This is a genomic window from Methylomonas sp. PHL2-19 (assembly GCF_059331595.1).
The window spans coordinates 4,104,751-4,122,699 of sequence record NZ_CP196839.1; the positions used below are offsets into that span (position 1 = coordinate 4,104,751).

Annotated in this window: 18 protein-coding genes; 8 read left to right on the plus strand and 10 right to left on the minus strand. The window is 52.6% G+C overall.

Translation table 11 applies throughout. From position 1 onward, the window contains the following. Positions 1 to 86 precede the first annotated feature (86 nt). Positions 87 to 2,252 carry a DNA helicase II gene (gene uvrD, locus ACR02O_RS18890; protein ID WP_494522179.1) on the plus strand — a complete coding sequence of 722 codons (2,166 nt, stop codon included), beginning with the start codon at positions 87 to 89 and terminating at the stop codon, positions 2,250 to 2,252. Between the two features lie 66 nt (positions 2,253 to 2,318). Here uvrD and pyk read toward each other — a convergent pair whose 3' ends face one another. Further along, positions 2,319 to 3,752 carry a pyruvate kinase gene (gene pyk, locus ACR02O_RS18895; RefSeq protein WP_033158956.1) on the minus strand — a complete coding sequence of 478 codons (1,434 nt, stop codon included), beginning with the start codon at positions 3,750 to 3,752 and terminating at the stop codon, positions 2,319 to 2,321. A gap of 8 nt (positions 3,753 to 3,760) precedes the next feature. Continuing rightward, positions 3,761 to 4,774 (minus strand): type I glyceraldehyde-3-phosphate dehydrogenase, encoded by a 1,014-nt coding sequence (gene gap / locus ACR02O_RS18900; protein WP_020482577.1) that lies wholly within the window; start codon positions 4,772 to 4,774, stop codon positions 3,761 to 3,763. 275 nt (positions 4,775 to 5,049) lie between these two features. Between gap and ylqF the strand changes: the two genes are divergently transcribed. Then, complete coding sequence (gene ylqF / locus ACR02O_RS18905) at positions 5,050 to 5,997, plus strand: ribosome biogenesis GTPase YlqF (protein WP_458137980.1); 948 nt, start codon at positions 5,050 to 5,052, stop codon at positions 5,995 to 5,997. 77 nt (positions 5,998 to 6,074) lie between these two features. Here ylqF and ACR02O_RS18910 read toward each other — a convergent pair whose 3' ends face one another. Then, positions 6,075 to 6,782, minus strand: a complete 708-nt coding sequence (locus ACR02O_RS18910; protein ID WP_192394207.1) for an endonuclease/exonuclease/phosphatase family protein — start codon at positions 6,780 to 6,782, stop codon at positions 6,075 to 6,077. Positions 6,783 to 6,897: 115 nt separating this feature from the next. Continuing rightward, complete coding sequence (locus tag ACR02O_RS18915; RefSeq protein ID WP_458137981.1) at positions 6,898 to 7,554, minus strand: methyltransferase; 657 nt, start codon at positions 7,552 to 7,554, stop codon at positions 6,898 to 6,900. A gap of 345 nt (positions 7,555 to 7,899) precedes the next feature. On the opposite strand from ACR02O_RS18915, the gene ACR02O_RS18920 reads away from it, so the two are divergent. Next, the gene (locus ACR02O_RS18920; protein ID WP_458137982.1) at positions 7,900 to 8,340 is read left to right on the plus strand and encodes a cupin domain-containing protein; all 441 of its coding nucleotides are present in this window, start codon (positions 7,900 to 7,902) and stop codon (positions 8,338 to 8,340) included. A gap of 326 nt (positions 8,341 to 8,666) precedes the next feature. On the opposite strand, the gene ACR02O_RS18925 is transcribed toward ACR02O_RS18920, so the two are convergent. Beyond that, positions 8,667 to 9,764, minus strand: a complete 1,098-nt coding sequence (locus tag ACR02O_RS18925) for an IS5 family transposase (RefSeq protein WP_458137750.1) — start codon at positions 9,762 to 9,764, stop codon at positions 8,667 to 8,669. Between the two features lie 404 nt (positions 9,765 to 10,168). Between ACR02O_RS18925 and ACR02O_RS18930 the strand changes: the two genes are divergently transcribed. Genes ACR02O_RS18930 through ACR02O_RS18945 form a run of 4 tightly spaced genes read left to right on the plus strand, consistent with a single transcriptional unit; the run spans position 10,169 to position 13,642 of the window. Next, the gene (locus ACR02O_RS18930) at positions 10,169 to 10,453 is read left to right on the plus strand and encodes a hypothetical protein (RefSeq protein WP_458137983.1); all 285 of its coding nucleotides are present in this window, start codon (positions 10,169 to 10,171) and stop codon (positions 10,451 to 10,453) included. Between the two features lie 36 nt (positions 10,454 to 10,489). Further along, positions 10,490 to 11,533: a methyltransferase domain-containing protein gene (locus tag ACR02O_RS18935; protein ID WP_494522180.1), complete on the plus strand. Its 1,044-nt coding sequence runs from the start codon at positions 10,490 to 10,492 to the stop codon at positions 11,531 to 11,533. A 60-nt stretch (positions 11,534 to 11,593) separates the two neighbouring features. Then, a complete protein-coding gene (locus ACR02O_RS18940; RefSeq protein ID WP_494522181.1) occupies positions 11,594 to 13,189 on the plus strand; it encodes an RHS repeat-associated core domain-containing protein in 1,596 nt (531 codons plus the stop codon). Positions 13,190 to 13,195: 6 nt separating this feature from the next. Continuing rightward, the gene (locus ACR02O_RS18945; protein ID WP_458137987.1) at positions 13,196 to 13,642 is read left to right on the plus strand and encodes a hypothetical protein; all 447 of its coding nucleotides are present in this window, start codon (positions 13,196 to 13,198) and stop codon (positions 13,640 to 13,642) included. A gap of 208 nt (positions 13,643 to 13,850) precedes the next feature. Here the strand turns inward: ACR02O_RS18945 and ACR02O_RS18950 are convergent, their stop codons facing one another. Beyond that, positions 13,851 to 14,201, minus strand: a complete 351-nt coding sequence (locus ACR02O_RS18950) for a type II toxin-antitoxin system PemK/MazF family toxin (protein ID WP_458137988.1) — start codon at positions 14,199 to 14,201, stop codon at positions 13,851 to 13,853. Then, entirely contained in the window at positions 14,179 to 14,379 is a 201-nt protein-coding gene (locus ACR02O_RS18955) for a toxin-antitoxin system, antitoxin component, Xre family protein (protein WP_458137989.1), read from the minus strand. Before ACR02O_RS18955 ends, ACR02O_RS18950 begins: the two co-directional genes overlap by 23 nt. Positions 14,380 to 14,503: 124 nt before the next feature. Here ACR02O_RS18955 and ACR02O_RS18960 point away from each other — a divergent pair, with 124 nt between their 5' ends. Then, a complete protein-coding gene (locus ACR02O_RS18960; protein ID WP_494522182.1) occupies positions 14,504 to 15,616 on the plus strand; it encodes a hypothetical protein in 1,113 nt (370 codons plus the stop codon). A 94-nt stretch (positions 15,617 to 15,710) separates the two neighbouring features. Here the strand turns inward: ACR02O_RS18960 and ACR02O_RS18965 are convergent, their stop codons facing one another. The 3 genes from ACR02O_RS18965 to ACR02O_RS18975 all read right to left on the minus strand — a co-directional run bounded on the left by ACR02O_RS18965 (position 15,711) and on the right by ACR02O_RS18975 (position 17,900). Further along, positions 15,711 to 16,022 (minus strand): type II toxin-antitoxin system RelE/ParE family toxin, encoded by a 312-nt coding sequence (locus ACR02O_RS18965; protein WP_458137991.1) that lies wholly within the window; start codon positions 16,020 to 16,022, stop codon positions 15,711 to 15,713. Next, a complete protein-coding gene (locus tag ACR02O_RS18970) occupies positions 16,009 to 16,194 on the minus strand; it encodes a hypothetical protein (protein ID WP_458137992.1) in 186 nt (61 codons plus the stop codon). The genes ACR02O_RS18965 and ACR02O_RS18970 overlap by 14 nt, the downstream gene beginning before the upstream one ends. Positions 16,195 to 16,553: 359 nt before the next feature. Then, entirely contained in the window at positions 16,554 to 17,900 is a 1,347-nt protein-coding gene (locus ACR02O_RS18975; RefSeq protein ID WP_494522183.1) for a peptide MFS transporter, read from the minus strand. Positions 17,901 to 17,949 lie beyond the last annotated feature (49 nt).

Consider the following 17,949-nt stretch of genomic DNA (forward strand, 5'->3'; position numbering starts at 1 on the left):
TGTTGTAGTTATTAGTCCCGACGCACGGCTTTCCCTTAAAGGCAAGCAAATATACACAGCTCCTCAAAATCTGCAAGCTATAAAAAATGGACGTCTCCTCTATCATCACTTCCTTAAACGACGACCAGCGCCTGGCCGTTTCCGCTCCCATGCAAGCCATGCTGGTATTGGCCGGGGCCGGTAGCGGCAAAACCCGGGTATTGGTCCATCGCATCGCCTGGCATATTCAAGTAAACGGAATTTCGCCCTATAACATCTTGGCGGTGACCTTTACCAATAAAGCCGCCAACGAAATGCGCAACCGTATCGAAGAGCTACTGGAAACTCCGGCCCGCGCCATGTGGATAGGCACTTTCCACGGCCTGGCGCACCGCTTATTGCGGCAGCACGCCAAGCAAGCCAATCTACCCGAAACCTTTCAGGTGATGGATAGCGACGATCAATTGCGTATCATCAAACGGCTGATGAAAAACCTGAATCTGGATGACAGCAAGTGGCCGCCCAAGCAGGCTCAGTGGTTTATCAATGCCCAAAAAGACGAAGGTATCCGTGCCAAGCACATGCAGGACAGCGGCGATTTTTATAACCGGCAGATGAAGGAAGTTTACCAGGCATATGAAGACGTGTGCCAACGCTCCGGCTTGGTGGATTTTGCCGAGCTATTACTGAGAGCTCATGAACTGTTGCGCGATAACGAGGATTTACTGGCTTTTTACAAGCAACGCTTTCAGCAAGTGCATGTTGACGAGTTTCAAGACACCAACACCATTCAATATGCCTGGTTGCGCCTGCTTACCGAAGGCAACAACAATCTGTTCGTGGTCGGTGACGACGATCAATCGATCTACGGCTGGCGCGGCGCTAAAATCGAGAATATTTTTAATTTCCAAAAGCACTATCCCGAGCACGGCATCGTCCGTCTGGAACAAAACTACCGCTCCACCGGCCACATTCTGAAAGCCGCCAACACCTTGATCGCCAATAACGACAATCGGATGGGCAAGGAATTATGGACTGCTGCCGGCGAAGGTCAGGCCATTTCCTTGTATTCCGCATTTAATGAGCAAGATGAAGCCTATTTCGTGGTCGAGAAAATTCGGCAATGGGTGAAAGACGGCGGCCTACGCAGCGAAACGGCAATTCTTTATCGCTCCAACGCCCAATCGCGGCAGTTTGAAGAACGCTTGATGACCACCGCCACACCCTACCGGGTATACGGCGGCTTGCGCTTTTTCGAGCGAATGGAAATCAAAAACGCCCTCGCCTATTTGCGCTTATCTACCAACCCGCACGATGACCCTTCGTTTGAACGGGTAGTGAATACGCCAACACGCGGTATTGGGGCCAAAACCCTGGACGATATGCGCATTTTGGCCCGCGAACAGCAACTATCACTGTGGCAAGCCGCGTTGGCTATGTTGGAAAGCAATCAACTACCTGCCCGCGCCAGCAATGCCCTGCGTGGCTTTTTAAACCTAATTATCGCGCTCGGCGAAACGACTAAAGATTTGAGTCTGCATGAAACGGTCAAACAAGTCGTCGAGACCAGCGGCTTGATCGAGCTGTATAAAAAAGAAAAACAAGATAAAGGCGAAGCCAGAGTGGAAAACCTGGAGGAGTTAGTCAACGCCGCCAGACTATTTGATTACGACAGCGAAAACGCCGAAAACCTGGGCGAGTTGGACATGTTCTTAGCGCACGCCGCATTGGAAGCCGGCGAAATGCAAGGCGAAGTCGATGAAGATTGCGTACAGTTGATGACGCTGCATTCGGCTAAAGGCTTGGAATTCAAACTGGTGTTTCTGGTGGGTTTGGAAGAAGGCCTGTTTCCCTCGCAACAAGCGCTGGACGATGCGGGCCGCTTACAGGAAGAACGCCGACTTTGCTACGTCGGCATCACTCGGGCCATGCAACAACTTTACTTGACGCACGCCGAGTCGCGGCGCCTATATGGTAAAGACAGTTATCCCCGCGCCTCTAGGTTTTTGCGCGAACTGCCGCCGGATTCGATTCAGGAAATCAGGTTGCGCGCCAATGTCAGCAGACCTTCTACCAATAGCGCATCGCAGTCCAAAGGCTTGGGCAGCAAGGGTACTTACAAACTCGGACAGCCTGTCAGGCACGAAAAATTCGGCGAAGGCGTGGTACTACAAATGGAAGGCGAAGGCGAACAAGAGCGGGTGCAAATCAATTTCCGCAACGCGGGCATCAAATGGCTGATGCTGGCTTACGCCAAACTGGATGCTGCTTAGAATATATTAAAAACGCGGCGTGCGGATAAACCGAACGCCGCGAAACAGGACAAGCCGACTAAAAAATTAGTCGGTGACAGTAATGACCTTCAGGGAGTTAGTCCCGCCGCTGGCGCCGGTCAAGTCGCCTTTGGTGCGGATCAGTGCATCGCCCGCTTTTACGACACCACGGACTTTCAAAGCCTTGATCAGGCTGTCGGTCACGCTGGCCGACTCCATTTTCTCCTTAGCAAACGGAATCGGAAACACACCTTTGTAAAGAGTCACACGCCCCAAAGTGCGCTCCTGACTGCTGAAGGCAAAGATAGGAATATCCGAGCTGATCCGCGACATCCAAAGCGGAGTAGAACCCGACTCGGTCAAAGACGCTATACCGGCAATTTTGGTATGGTTGGCCATATACATCGCAGACATCGCAATCGCTTCGTCCATCCGTTCGAACTTGTCGGTCATCCTGTGCATGGACTTGGTCACGCTCGGTTGCTTTTCAGTTTCCAAACAAATGCGAACCATGGCTTGCACGGTTTTCACCGGATGCTTGCCTGAGGCGGTTTCAGCGGACAACATGATCGCATCGGTACCATCGACAATGGCGTTGGCCACATCGAATACTTCTGCACGGGTCGGGATCGGATTCTCGATCATCGACTCCATCATTTGCGTAGCCGTGATCACCGCCCGGTTCAACTCGCGCGAACGGCTGATCAGCAGTTTTTGCGCAGCCGGCAAATTGGCGTCGCCGATTTCCACACCCAAGTCGCCACGCGCGACCATAATCGCGTCGGAGGCCAAGATGATTTCGTCGATGACCTCCATCGCTTCGGCACGCTCTACCTTGGCAACCAAACCGGCGTAGGAGCCAGCCGCTTGCAACAGCTCACGAGCTTCATTCATATCGGCTGCCGTACGCGGGAAGGAAATCGCCACGTAATCGGCTTGAATCACCGCAATGGTTTTGATGTCTTCCTTGTCTTTGTCAGTCAAAGCTGCCGCGGACAAACCGCCACCCAACAAATTGATGCCTTTGTTGTTGGACAAATCGCCGCCAACTACTACCGTGGTATTGACGCGGGTGTTGTTTTCAACATTGACCACGTCCAATACAACCCGCCCGTCGTCCAGCAACAACCGTGTACCCGGTTTCACTTCACGCGCCAACGGCTCGTAGCTGATGCCGACTTGGGTGTTGTCGCCATCCAGTTTGCCTAGATTAATGTCCAAAGCAAAAGCTTGACCTTCTTCCAACCAGACTTTGTTCTCTTTAAACCGCTCGATACGGATTTTCGGACCTTGCAAATCGGCCAGAATACCGACCCTGCGGCCGGTTTTCTTGCTTAATTCGCGAACTCGGTTGGCGCGATCAATATGATCCTGCGCCGAACCGTGCGAGAAATTAAGCCTTACAACATCGATTCCAGCCTCGAACAACTCTTCAAGTACACCGGGCTTGTCCGTAGCAGGTCCCAGCGTAGCCAGGATTTTCGTTCTTCGTAGCAGCATGTAAACCCTTATTTAGCGTTGAACAAAGCAACCGTGGTATCGAGCATACGGTTTGAAAAACCCCATTCGTTGTCGTACCAGGACAGGACTTTCACGAAATTGCCGCCGGTGACTTTGGTCAGACCTGCTTCGTAGATTGAAGAATGTGGGTTGTGGTTGAAGTCCATAGACACCAATGGCTCGTCGTTGATCGCCAAAATGCCTTTCAATGGACCGGCAGCCGCTTCGCGCAAAATGCCGTCGATTTCTTCTTTAGTAGTGTTACGTGAGGCTTGGAAGCACAAATCCACCACAGAAACGTTGATGGTGGGTACGCGCATCGCAAAACCGTCCAGCTTGCCTTTCATTTCCGGCAATACCAAACCAACCGCCGCAGCTGCACCGGTTTTGGTGGGGATCATGGATTGCGTAGCGGAGCGCGCGCGGTGCAAGTCGCTGTGGTATACATCGGTCAACACTTGGTCGTTAGTATACGAGTGGATGGTCGTCATCAAACCGTGATCAACACCGATGGTGTCCATCAACGGTTTAACCAAAGGCGCCAAGCAGTTGGTGGTGCAAGAGGCATTGGAGATAACGGTGTCGGATGCTTTCAGGGTTTGGTGGTTAACACCGTAAACAATGGTTGCATCGACATCATTGCCTCCAGGAGCAGAAATGATGACTTTTTTTGCGCCGGCAGTGATGTGCGCGGACGCTTTAGCTTTGCTGGTAAAGAAACCGGTACACTCGTGCACAACATCAATACCCAATTCCGCCCAAGGCAATTTAGCGGGATCTCTTTCAGCAAATACCCGGATTTTGTCGCCGTTGATCACAATGTAATCGCCGTCGACAGACACATCAAACGGGAATTTACCATGTACGGTGTCGTATTTGGTCAAGTGTGCGTTGGTTTTGGAATCGCCCAAATCGTTGATAGCGACCACTTGGATCTCGTTGGTGCGACCTGATTCGTACAAAGCGCGCATGACATTGCGACCGATACGACCATAACCGTTAATTGCAACTTTAATTGCCATAGAGTTTTCTCCGGGATGAGTGTGAAAGACTTGCGTCGAGATGTGCCAAAAGCACCAAAAATAGACTGGATTGTAGCAACAACCGGCCCTCTACGTCTACCGCCGCGGCGCGCTACGGCGCGCAGAAATCCCGCCTTAAACATATCAGGGCGCTGCCCCTGTTAAAGGGCGCTTACCATCCTGCACCTATAAGCCCTAAAGACAAACCAGTAATCAATAGCGCCGGCCGGATAAAAGGTACAATTCTATTTTTTCCACTTACCGCAGCACAACCCATGCAAATTCAATGGTATCCCGGCCACATGCACAAGGCCAGCAAGGAGATCAAGCACGCCTTGCCCGACATCGATTTGCTGATCGAAATACTCGACGCCCGCATTCCTTACAGTAGCCAAAACCCGATGCTGGCGAGTCTGCGCGGCGACAAACCCACCATCCGCGTCCTCAGCAAAACCGATTTAGCCGATCCGGAACTGACTAAAACATGGCAAACCTATCTGGAACGGGAACAGGCCGTGAAAACTCTGGCCGTCACTACCCAACAACCGGAAAAAATCAAACAGATTATCGACTTGTGCGCGAAGATGCTGCCGGAGAAAACCGCCGCCAACAAGGTCATCCGCACCATGATCATGGGCATCCCTAACGTCGGCAAATCCACCATTATTAATGTGCTGGCCGGCCGTACCATCGCCAAGACAGGCAACGAACCTGCCGTTACCAAACAGCAGCAACGCATCAATTTGGCCAATAACATCGTACTATCCGACACCCCTGGCGTACTCTGGCCCAATGTGGAAAACCGCCACAGCGGCTACCGACTGGCAGTAAGCGGCGCGATCAAGGATACCGCTTTCCAACACGACGACATCGCACTGTATGCCTTGGAATATCTGCGTACAGCCTACCCAGAGCAGTTAAGCCAGCGCTATCGTTTGGCACCTTTGCCAGAAGAACCGCTCGCGCTATTACAAGCCATCGGCGCAAAGCGCGGCTGTTTGCGTAGCGGCGGCATCGTCGAATTGGACAAAGCCGCCAAACTATTAATGAATGAATTGCGCGCCGGCACCTTGGGTCAAATCACCCTGGAAACCCCCGAGATGATAGAAGCGGAAATGCTGGAACTGGCCGCCATCCGCGAGCAAAAGGCCGCTAAACAAGCAGCCAGACGGCGCGGGGCCCCATCATTTAGCCCCACCGACATAGAATCACCGAAAAAATAGACCGCAAGATGTTCAACGCCGAAAACAGGAACTATCCATCTCGAATCTACAAGCCACATATTTTGGATACCGGCGCCTTAGAAGATAAGCTGGTCAGCAGAGGTTATATTGAAGAGCAACGGCCGATGATCGGGCGCCTCCATATCATAAACTCTCGGATCGAGCGGAATCGGCTCAATCCGCACCAAATTGCTGGCCAAAACCCAGTCTAAGGTGTTAACCAATCCGCTATTGGCTTTATGCGTACCTTGCCCCTGCCAGACATCGTGCGAATGAGATCCCTGAATGTCCAAATTCGCGTGGTTACCGATTTCCCAATTCAAATCCCCGGTGATCGCCCAGGTTGCATCCTGCATACTTGCGGCTGATTTCAATTGATACTTTGTCAATCCGGTTTGACCGGACTTGAAGTGACCAAAATGAAGGTAACCGTTATAGTGAGCGAATGCATGCGCGTGGACCGAAAACAACCCTCGGTTCAGGCCTAGAAAATCCCCCTGAAAACCAAAGTCCAGGCCAGGTTTACGGCGAATCGCCACGACATAGCTATTGCTATGCCCACCGTGTAAGCACTGTACACAATAACTAGGCCAATCGGTCTGGTTGTATACTTTATCGAGGAAATTAACATAAGCATCTTCACGAGCCCCGTGTACCTCGCATATAAAAAGCACATCCACTATGGCAGGTTTGAGCATATTGTCGATAAAACTTGAAACCAAAGCCTGCTTCTCTATGGCCGAGCCCTGCCCGTTTTTTTCGATGTTCCAGCTAGCGACAATCATTGCTCCACCATTAGTTAAAAAGACGTTAAGAGAATTCCTAAAAGCACCTAGCAAACCGTTATCGCTAAACGCAGGACCCGTGCCATCGAAAATGACATGACAGACGCCACAATAATTACGCTTTCATGACCTTATAAATATGATGCGCGCCGGCATGGTTAACGGTGCTTTCTTCCACGGTAACCGAAAAACCGAAATCCGGACCAATGTTTTTCGGATCGTGCTCCTCGCCGACGAAATCTGAGTAGGGAATATAAATCCGCGTGTGCTCGGTAATATAGTCTTTCACTTGATGGAAAAACCGTTTCAATATATCGCGCCCACCGTCTTCGTTCAGCCCGAAGGTGCCGTCGGAAGGATAATAATTGAAATTAAAAACGATCAGGTCGAACAGCGTGTGCGGCACATCGGCAAATAAATCGCTATGCAGAAAATCGATAGGTGCCAAGTCAGGATTCAAGCGCGAGTTTTCCAGGGTGCAATCTACCGCGTCCCGATTAAAATCGACACCCATGACGCTTTCGCAGCCTATTTTTTTTAACAAAAACGCGAAATAGCCGCTGCCGCAGCCCATATCCAAAGCCATTTCGGCGGGCGGTTGTTGCAGAATGAAATTCCCAAAAAATGAGCTGGTCAACCCAAAATCGGACGGAAACACATTTTTCGCAATCTTCAAAGTGATGCCATCCAACTCCGTCATATAGGGTTGTTTTTCCAAATAGTGGGCCAATTCCTGCTTGCGAGCATCGATGCTCATATCCGGCTGTTTCATAATTTACGATAGAGTTGAATGGCGCCACGCTTTTGGACGCGATTGTTTCAGGAGCCCGCCAACGGCTGGCCGGTTCATACTTGAATCCTACAACAAACAGCGGCGGGAAACCAAACCCTGTGCAGTTATTGCCCACCGTGCCAGGCCTGCATCAGTGACCAACTGCCTGCCTTTGATGTCGGCCACGCGGTTCGACCACCACGTAAGAGCGGGCAATTTGCCCGCCCTTTTCGGGCAAATATCAGCTTACCCAGGCCACCGCCTCACCTACACTGCAACTGTCCGCGATATTCAGAGCCCAAACACAGCCTGCATACCCAGCCACTATCAAGCAGAGAACACACCATGAACACATATCTTTTCGACGACCGCCGTATCGATTGGCAAACCCTGGAGGGCTTCGAGCATTTACGCTATTTCATTCTGAACATCGACACCGACGCCAACATTGCCGACGTCTTGTTCAAATTTGCCGCCGGCCAACAAATAGTGCTGCACCGTCACAAAGCCCCAAACCACATTTTCGTCATCCAAGGCGAACATAGAATCTACCACGCCGACGGCACTTTGAAGGAGATCAGACCTGTCGGCAGCTACACCCTCAGCCCAGCCAGCGAGGTGCCGCACCGGGAAGGCGGCGGCGACATTGCCGTCATCCTGTTGTTCAGCATCCGCAGCACCGGGGTGCTTTACGACATACTGGACAACGATGCCAACGTTATTGGTAGCCTGACGATGTCCGACTTCGTGGCATTACACCAAGCACAGTCCGGGCAAACGGGATAAAAATCACGCAATCCCGGTCATTCTGAACGGGTGCAATGAAAACCTCGCTCTCCGCTCCGTTACTGTTTGCTCAGAAATTGAGCTGTACCGGCACTATCCAGTAGCGCCAGACTTTACTACTATCATCTCAGCTCGGCCGTCTATTCATGGCTTGGGCTTTAACAGGCTGGTGAAAAACCCGCCGATATTTCCCCTTACCCACGATGTTCGTGATTTTTTCGAGTTGAAATCGGTCATGACATCGAGTTTCAAGCGTTTTGCCCCGGTTTCAAGGGCTTTTTATTCGCCTGAAGCCGTCTGTGGACGGTTTTCAGGCGAACTTCACCCTAGGCGGGTGCACTCCACGCCGGTTTCGGCGTGAACACCAATAGGTTGAGCATGCGCGTCAGGTTGTAGGCGGCAAAGCAAAACAAGGCCTGACCCGCGACTTTGGCTAAGCCGATGTGACGGGTTTTGCGCAGGCCGCCGACCGTTTTGACCCAGCCAAAGGCTTCTTCGACGATTTTGCGGCGCTTGAGACTTTGGGCGTAACCTTTGCCGCGCGCGGTGCGGCCGTCGACGGCACTGCCAATCTTTTTGCGGGCCACATGGGCTTTGATATCACGGGACTCGAGTCCGTTGACGAACGCCGGTTGGTCATAGCCTTTGTCGGCACCGACGCTGCCACCTTGGGGCACGCGGCGTTTGATCATTTTTTGCGCGGCTTCGATTTCGGCGGTGCCGGTGGCTTGAGTGGTTTCGACATCGACAATCAGGCCGTTGCGATTCTCGGACAAGGCATGGGTGATGTAACGCAGTTTGGCCTCGGTGTATTCGCCTTTCTTGTAAAGCCGGGCTTCGGGATCGGTTGTACTTTGATGGGTGGCGTTGCTGCGCTTTTCGCCACTGAAGTCGATCTCGGGATTGCGGCCGGCGGGTTTATCGGGACCACTACCATCTTTTTTGACGAAGCTTTTGTGCGAGGCCCAGGCTTCAATGAGGCTACCGTCGACACTGAAGTGTTCGTCGGACACCAGATTTTGCCATTCGGCTATGGCCAGTACCCGCTCAAAAAATTCGCGACTCAGGGCTTCGGACAGCAGGCGTTCGCGGTTGGCACTGAACACTGTGCGTTCCCACACGGCGTCGTCGATGCCCAGACCGACAAACCAGCGAAACAACAGGTTGTAGTCCAGTTGTTCCATCAACTGACGCTCGCTACGGACCGTATACAGGACTTGTAACAGCAAGGCGCGCAGCAGTTTTTCAGGGGCAATCGAGGGACGGCCTGTGTGCGAGTAACGCTCGGCAAAGACGGCATCCATCGAGGCCAATACGCCATCAACCAGTAGCCGTAAACGACGCAACGGATGCTGTTTGGGAATACGGTCTTCCAGGCCAACATAGCTGAACCAGCTGTTTTGAATGGCATCGTGTCCGCGCATTGAAAGGCTCCAAATTTAGGTAGCCTATTTTAACAGTTAGCCGCTCATCTATGCCTTAGCTTACTTGGCTTTTCGAGTTTTTCACCAGCCTGTTAACTATTTATTAACCCGAGCCTATTTACCGTGGGTATGCCGTTGGAGCTGAGATTCTATGATTATTTGTCAAGCAGTGCCTGAAAGAATCAGTCTTTCCGTTCACAGGGGCGTCATCATCAATAACATCAAATTTAAGCTCTTCCCCTTTTAAAAAGAGGATCGATGGGGCTTATACGGCATGAACAATGCCCAAGCTGAACTTAATGGCATTGCGTTTATCATCAGAACCAAGCAGCGATTTATCTGTTGTGGAATATTGTTGTAAGGATTAAGCCAACCCTTACAACTTAGAGCGTGTCACCGATCCGATGAAGGAAATTTCCGATGCTCCCCCTATTCTATTCAGCAGCAGTACCGCCAATTTCCCGGACGAGTTGATACGTACATTACCGTTCAGAATTGCCTTCACAGCTTATGCCGGAATGCCGGTGATTCTGACGCCCCGTCACAGCTTTCCGGACACACAAACCAATTCGGTATCGACTTGGCAGCGGCTAGGCCAATACTGGAGTGATTGCATCGATTGCCTTATCCTGGCTGCGGGCCCTACCCTGCGCGGCTATCTGTGCCGCAGCCATTTAAAACGCCCTTAGCACTTATCTTCAATAATAAAAAACACGAGGCTTTCCATGACTACCAGTATCGAAATCAGCGAATCGGTCCGCCATTATTATGGTCAGGTCTTGCAATCCAGCAACGATCTGAAAACCAGCGCCTGTTGCAGCATCGACGCCATGCCAAGCTATTTAAAAGCCTTGCTGACCAACCTGCATCCCGAAGTGTTGGAACGGTTTTACGGCTGCGGCTCCCCCTTCCCCCCCGCATTAACGGGTAAAACCGTGCTGGATTTGGGCTGCGGCACCGGCCGCGATTGCTATCTGTTGTCGAAGCTGGTCGGCGCGTCAGGACGGGTAATCGGCGTAGACATGACTCCCGAGCAACTAGAAGTGGCCGTGCGTCATCGCAACTGGCACGCCGAACGCTTTGGGTTTGCCAATGTTGAGTTTTTGCACGGTCACATCGAAAACCTGCACACCGTAGGTATCGCCGACAACAGTGTCGACGTGGTGGCCTCCAATTGCGTGATCAACCTGTCGCCGGAAAAACCCAGCGTGCTGGCGGAAATATTCCGGGTGTTGAAGCCCGGCGGCGAGCTGTATTTTTCCGATGTTTTTGCCGATCGCCGCATCCCGTTCGAACTGCGCCAGGACCCGGTGCTATTAGGCGAATGTCTGGGCGGTGCTTTGTATTGGGAAGACTTCCGGCGCATATTGCAGGACCTAGACTGCCCCGATGTCCGCAAGGTCAAGCAAAACCCCATCAGCATCGACGACCCGGACGTGTTCGCCAAAATCGGCATGGTCAAGTTCGATTCGGTGACGGTGCGCGCCTTTAAAATGCCCCTGGAAGACCGTTGCGAGGACTTCGGCCAAGTCGCGACGTATTTGGGCACTATTGAACAACACCCGCACAGTTTTGATTTGGACGATCATCATCATTTCGAAACCGGCCGGCCGTTAAGAGTCTGCGGAAACACCGCCGACATGCTGGCAGGTAGCCGCTATGGCGAACACTTTCAAATATTGGGCGACAAAACCCGGCATTTCGGCCTATTCGACTGCTCACCCGGACCCGGCAGCGAATCAGCCAAGGCTGACAGCGCCTGCTGCTGAGATGAAATTATGCCGTCAGGCATGAGGTTGCCGGCCGGGTCTTATTGGTAGGCCAGGGTTTTGCCGCCGGCGGTGGTCAGGCGGCTTTATAACGACATACGTCCGAATACGCTTCGTTATTCGAACCTACTCGCGCTGCTGGACGGCACCGTCAGCCTGGCCAGCTACGCCTACGACGACCTGTCGCAGCGCACCACCGTCACCCTGGGTAACGGCACCACCACCGTCACCGGCTACGACAGCCAGTCGGCGCTGGCCAGCCTGACCCAAAACCTGGCCGGCACCGCCCAGGACAACACCTGGAGCTACACCCGCAACCAGGTGCAAGACATCAAAGCCGCCAGCTGGACCAACAACAGCTACCAATGGACCGGCTACACCAACGGCACCCGCAGCTACACCGCCAACGGCCTGAACCAATACGCCACAGCCGCCGGCAGCACCTTAAGCTACGACGCCAACGGCAACCTGGGTGGTGACGGCGTGTGGACTTACGCCTATTTATGCCCTTTAGGGTACAACCTCGACAACCAGCTGACCAGCGCCAACAAAACCGGCTCGGCCAACAGCCTGACCTACGACGGCGCCGGCCGCTTGAGCCAAACCACCCTGGCCGGCGTCGTCACCAACCTGAGCTACGACGGCAGCGACCTGGTGGCCGAATACAACAGCACCGGCACCCTGCTGAGACGCTACGTACACGGCCCTGGCGTTGACCAACCCTTAGTCTGGTACGAAGGCGCCGTCACCACCAACAAAACCTGGCTGTACAGCGACCACCAAGGCAGCATCGTCGCCACCGCCAACAGTGCCGGCACCAGTACCGCCACCTTAAGCTACGGCCCCTATGGCGAACCGAATGCCACCACCGGCGTCCGCTTCCGCTACACCGGCCAGCAGCTGCTGGGACCGCTCAACCTGTACTACTACAAAGCCAGAATGTACTCGCCCGCCATCGGCCGGTTCTTGCAGACCGATCCGATTGGCTATCAAGACGGCTTGAACCTGTATGCCTATGTGGGGAATAATCCGTTTAATCGTCGCGATCCAAGCGGTTTATTTCTCGAAACTGCCTGGGATGTTGCGAATATCGCTTTGGGGGCCACATCGCTTGCCGCGAATGTTAGCCAAGGCAATTGGGGATGGGCGACTTTGGATACGGTAGGCCTTGTTTACGATAGCGTGGCAACGGCCATACCGTTTTTGCCGGCAGGCGTCAGTGCAGGCTTGAAATCCTTGGAAGCTGGGAATTCAATTCGAACATCCGCTCAAATCGGATACGATGTGTCTCAAGTTGCCGACGTAGCGCATCAAGTCACGCGGATGGCGCCAACAACGTCAAATGCGGCGGTGCAAGGATCGCGCTATCACGATATGGTCGGAAATATCCTGAACGACGGCAATATCTTGAGTTCCGGAGCGACCAATGCTTTTACAGGGGCAAATAGGGCTAGAGGGGGAGCTGATATCTCTTGGTCCGGTACTAATTTGTGGGCAGACCTTACTACCGCAGGTCAATGGGCGAAGCATGAAAGACAATATGGCGCAGGTTCTGGTATCCCTTTGATTTATGAACGCGGCCAGGGTTTGACCAATGCTTGGAAATTAGACGCCGGTCTAGGATTTGGCATAGCAGCAAACAAATTGATGAAGTAGCTTTTTATGAACGATAAGGATAAGGCCAAGACAGTAAGAAAAGGGCTTTATTGGATAATCGTTGGCCGAGAAACTCGCTATGCGCCGTGGTTTCTTGGTCGAAAAAAAAGCTACAGACTTTTGCCTCCAACCAGGGAACAATTTATTGATCTAGCCAAGGTTCGCAATGATCTGGAATTACGGCCAAGCGAAACTGGTTCCAAACAGGAAAAGGATACTCTGGTCGTTGATCCCAGTGGAAAAGCCAAAGGCAAACTCTATTTGAACAGTGGCGAATGTATGATCAAAAATCCTGACTCAACAACCTTGAGTTGGATGATCGAGTTGGCTCGCGAACTTAATGGCAGGGTGGTTGATTATGCTGGTAGAGCTTATACCTCTCCTACCGAATATTATCTTCATCCAGAAGATAAAGAAGTGCTAGAAAATAGGGGTTTAACACTTCCTAAGTAACTCCTATGCGCGTTTACCGGACTTAAAAAAAGGCCGTAAGCCGCAATCGGTAAGGCCGTAAGTCGCAATCGTTAGGGCGTCAATAGGCAACGCCGTATTGCGCCGTATGTTTTAGTCCATTTCGTCAGGCACCCGCCACGCAGCCTGACGGAAGCCACTACGCTAAAACCCACTCGGCTGTTGCGAGCCTTACGCGGGCGTCATCGCATTACTCACCCAAAATCGTCTGAAGTACTTTGCCCAGCACTTCACGATCAGTTATTGACAAGCGCCCCATCGCCTTGACGATCTGAGTTTGCTCCAAGGTAACGAGCAACGGCTTGAGCACCGAAGGTTTGGCCAACCCCGCTGCCTGCCAGTCTTGCAGAATGGCTTCGCCGGTGGTCAGAGGTTGCCTGATCTGGCTGGTGATGGCCATCAAAATCACATCGGGCCGGTTCTGTTGATAGCTTTGGCGGCTGACGATCACGGCGGGACGCTTCTTGGTGGCTTGCAGATTGGTGAACGGAAAGGCTACCAAAACCACATCGCCGAAGTCATAGCTGGTCGTAGATAGCATCTTCGTCGTTGTTCCAGAGCTTTGCGAACGCGGTTTCGGAGAGGTGGGCGAAGTCCCGCCGTAAACGGTTGTCCTGATCGCGTTGTTGTAAAAAGTCAATAAAATCGTCCACTTCCGCCAAACGATCCGGCGAGAGGTGTTCCAGTTTCTCCACCATATGTTGAACTTGCGGTTGCATATTTAATCCTCGTTTAGTAGCTGACGACAGGCTTGTCTGGTATTGGTCAGAGCGCAACTGGTAGTGGGCATTAGCGTGCTTTTTGAGACATTATTCTACAAGCTTGACGTCGTGACTACCATCGTTGGGAAACTGGTCTTGTACCCACCACGCCACCAACAAATACGTGCCGCAAACCGTGGTTGCCGATGCCGATGCCGATGCCGATGCCGATGCCGATGCCGGTACCGGTACCGGTACCGGTAAGCTCAACCTGACCAGCACTTATACTTATGATGCGGTCGGTAACCTGACCCAAGTCAACGGCCCACGCACCGACGTCACCGACACCGTAGCCACCGCTTACGACAACCAACGGCGGCCGACGCAGCTGACCAACGCCCTGGGCAAACTCACCAAGCAAGCTTACGACGCCGACGGCCGCCTGATCCGCAGCGCCGCGCAGATCGGTACCCAATGGCTGGTGTCCTGCAGCAGCTACACCCCGAGCGGCAAACTGCTGAAAGCCTGGGGCCCTGGCACCACCACGGCCGACACCACCTGTCCGGCTGCGGCCGCCCCGGTCACCGTCGCCGACTACGTCTACGACAACCTGGACCGTCTGAATACCCTGACCGAAAACCTGCCGGCGGCCGACGGTGGCAACCGTGTCACTCAGACCGTCTACAACAGCGACGACAGCGTGCAGATCCTCAAAAAAGCCGTGGGTAGCAGTATCGCGCAGAACTACGCGACCTACACCTACAGCAACAACGGCCTGCCGCTCACCGTCAAGGATGCCAAAAACCAGCTGACCACCTATCAATACGACGGTCACGACCGGAAACTGAAAACCCTGTATCCGGACAAAGTCACCGCCGGTGCCTCCTCGGCCACCGACTTCGAACAAGTGGCCTACGACGCCAACAGCAACGTCACCAGCTTGCGCAAACGTAACGGCCAAAGCATCACCCTGGCCTACGACAACCTCAACCGTTTGCTGAGCCGGACCTATCCGACTGCCGCCGACAACATCAGCTTCAGTTATTTATGCCCTTTAGGGTACGACCTGGTCGGCCGTAAAACCCTGGCCCACCAATACGACCCGGCCGGCAACCGCACCACCTGGCCGGAAGCGACCGCGTTCTACATCACGGCCAGCTACGACGCCCTCAACCGGCCGACCGCGCTGCTGGAGAATGGCACCGTCAGCCTGGCCAGCTATGCCTACGACGACCTGTCTCGGCGTAGGTTTTAACCAATCGCGGCCACTAATCTTCATACCGCGATGTTCTAAATCACAAAGATCACTTTCGGCTTTTGGGGATTAGGTTCAACCGCGAATACCCTTTTTAAGCGTCGTCCCATGGCTTTTCCTCGTGTCCAGCGACATCACGGCGGCCGTGCATGATGGCAAGAATCAACACGCGATTCGATTCCAAACGGTACATGACGCGATAGCTCTGCACAATAATTTCTCGTATAGATTTATCGTCAGCTTCTGGAATCAACCTACCGCTTTCTGGAAAATCCTTCAGTCGTCGCGTGGCAAGCACGATTTTTTGGCCGAAGCGACGGGCATAAAAGGACGAATCGCGACTAATGTAACGGACTAAATCGTCAAGATCGTCTCGAGCCAGATCAGACCATTCAACTCGCATCATGTAGATAGCGTTTTTCCATATCTTCCTGTGATGTGACTTTACCTTCCGCTGCTGCGTGTAACGATTGCTCAAGCTTCTGCCGCACATAGATGGCATACATGGCATCGTCAAAGGTAGCCTGTTCGGTCAGGTGGTCGGCAATATCGTGGACAATTTGTTTAACAGTTTGCATAGTGAGTTGTCCTCATGAGTCTGATCGGATCTCGGTGTTCTGCTCGTAAGCTGGCATTTAGACATTCTACCGGATGCCTTCGGTGTTGAGAAACTGGTCTCCTTGGTTCGGCAGACCGATATTGACCTCAACAGGTTTGACCAATCAGCTCTGTTTGAGCGAACGACTAGCGATTGGCATTCATATGGTGATGTGCTCGCATTGCCGCAATAAAGCCGCGCATCGCCATACCGACAACTGCAAAACCGATTGGATAAAGAATCCTGAGAAGAATCAAAAAATTGCCAGGTAGCGGCTAAACGCAGCCAGTCACCAAACCTGTCAATCGCAAGTGGTCGGTCTACACTGATACGTGATGGTTAATCCGACCCGACCGCCCTTTTTAATAGCGGTTTGAACGCCCATGTAGCTAAGCCAGTAGCGCCGCCGATCACTGCCAATAACAGAAAGAAATCCTGTCTGGGCATTTGCTCGTAAAAACTGCCGATGTAACCAGACAAATAATTGCCAAAAAACGTCGACAGAAACCACATGCCCATTAGCATGCCTACCAAGCGCGGCGGAGAGACTTTGCTGACCAGCGACAAGCCAACCGGTGACAGATAAAGTTCGCCGAGCGTGTAAATCAAGGTACATAACGCCAGCCACAGGAAACTGATTTTTTCGGTGGATTGCACACCGCTAATCGCGAAAATCAGCACCAGGAATGATGCGCCCAACAATATCGAGCCGAATGCCATTTTGGCGACGCTGGAAGTTTGCCGGCCTTGACTGGTGCGGTACCGGGATACGCGGTCAATCAAGGGTACCAACAAGAATATAAAGGCCGGATTCAGGGATTGAAACCAGGTGGAGGGCATTTCCCAACCGAGGATATGCCAATCGGTATTGTGCTCGGCGAACAGTTGCAAAGTATTACCTTGTTGCTCATAAACTGCCCAGAACAGGATATTCAGTACCGCTAAAGCCATTAATCCACCTAGGGCCTGCCACTCCTTGATAGTCAGCGGCTCAGGCTTGATCACGTCAGCCGCCGGTTTAACAAATTGATTCGCACCCAGATATTTTTGCCCAAACAAATACACCAGCAAACCCAACAACATCCCAACGCCGGCGGCGCCGAAACCGTAATGCCAGCCGTAGCGTTGCCCCAAGGTGCCGCAGATCAACGGCGAGAAAAAGGCGCCTAAGTTGATTCCCATGTAGAAAATCGTAAACGCGCCGTCGCGGCGTGGGTCGCCGGGCGCATATAAACTGCCGACCTGCGTCGAAATATTGGGCTTGAAACAGCCGTTACCTAAAATCAAAAACAGCAGTGCCAACAGGAAAAACGCTTCGACAGCCATCAAAAAATGGCCGATAGCCATCAACACGCAGCCGATTATCACGCATTTGCGCGGCCCCAACACCCGGTCCGCCAAAATGCCGCCGAACAGCGGGGTGAAGTACACCAAGCCGGTATATAAACCGTAAATCTGCGAGGCCAGGGCTTGCGTGGATAAAGGCCCGAAAAAGGCTTCCAAACCAGTCCGTAGCATCGCAAATCCGAATACCAAGGTATCGGTTTGCGCGGCTCGAATTAAATGCTGGGTCATATACAACACCAGCAAAGCGCGCATGCCGTAATAGGAAAAGCGCTCCCACATTTCAGTGAAAAACAGCACGTACAAGCCGATGGGATGACCAAACAGAGTTTTTTGATTCACGTAGGAAAAGTGTTGTTAAGTTTCTTTGCTAAGCCTGCTGAACATCATC

Excerpts from the sequence above, each read along its gene's own strand:
- uvrD (WP_494522179.1), top strand. The coding sequence starts at position 87 with ATGGACGTCTCCTCTATCATCACTTCCTTAAACGACGACCAGCGCCTG.
- pyk (WP_033158956.1), bottom strand. The coding sequence starts at position 3,752 with ATGCTGCTACGAAGAACGAAAATCCTGGCTACGCTGGGACCTGCTACG.
- gap (WP_020482577.1), bottom strand. The coding sequence starts at position 4,774 with ATGGCAATTAAAGTTGCAATTAACGGTTATGGTCGTATCGGTCGCAAT.
- ylqF (WP_458137980.1), top strand. The coding sequence starts at position 5,050 with ATGCAAATTCAATGGTATCCCGGCCACATGCACAAGGCCAGCAAGGAG.
- ACR02O_RS18910 (WP_192394207.1), bottom strand. The coding sequence starts at position 6,782 with ATGATTGTCGCTAGCTGGAACATCGAAAAAAACGGGCAGGGCTCGGCC.
- ACR02O_RS18915 (WP_458137981.1), bottom strand. The coding sequence starts at position 7,554 with ATGAAACAGCCGGATATGAGCATCGATGCTCGCAAGCAGGAATTGGCC.
- ACR02O_RS18920 (WP_458137982.1), top strand. The coding sequence starts at position 7,900 with ATGAACACATATCTTTTCGACGACCGCCGTATCGATTGGCAAACCCTG.
- ACR02O_RS18925 (WP_458137750.1), bottom strand. The coding sequence starts at position 9,764 with ATGCGCGGACACGATGCCATTCAAAACAGCTGGTTCAGCTATGTTGGC.
- ACR02O_RS18930 (WP_458137983.1), top strand. The coding sequence starts at position 10,169 with ATGAAGGAAATTTCCGATGCTCCCCCTATTCTATTCAGCAGCAGTACC.
- ACR02O_RS18935 (WP_494522180.1), top strand. The coding sequence starts at position 10,490 with ATGACTACCAGTATCGAAATCAGCGAATCGGTCCGCCATTATTATGGT.
- ACR02O_RS18945 (WP_458137987.1), top strand. The coding sequence starts at position 13,196 with ATGAACGATAAGGATAAGGCCAAGACAGTAAGAAAAGGGCTTTATTGG.
- ACR02O_RS18950 (WP_458137988.1), bottom strand. The coding sequence starts at position 14,201 with ATGCTATCTACGACCAGCTATGACTTCGGCGATGTGGTTTTGGTAGCC.
- ACR02O_RS18955 (WP_458137989.1), bottom strand. The coding sequence starts at position 14,379 with ATGCAACCGCAAGTTCAACATATGGTGGAGAAACTGGAACACCTCTCG.
- ACR02O_RS18965 (WP_458137991.1), bottom strand. The coding sequence starts at position 16,022 with ATGATGCGAGTTGAATGGTCTGATCTGGCTCGAGACGATCTTGACGAT.
- ACR02O_RS18970 (WP_458137992.1), bottom strand. The coding sequence starts at position 16,194 with ATGCAAACTGTTAAACAAATTGTCCACGATATTGCCGACCACCTGACC.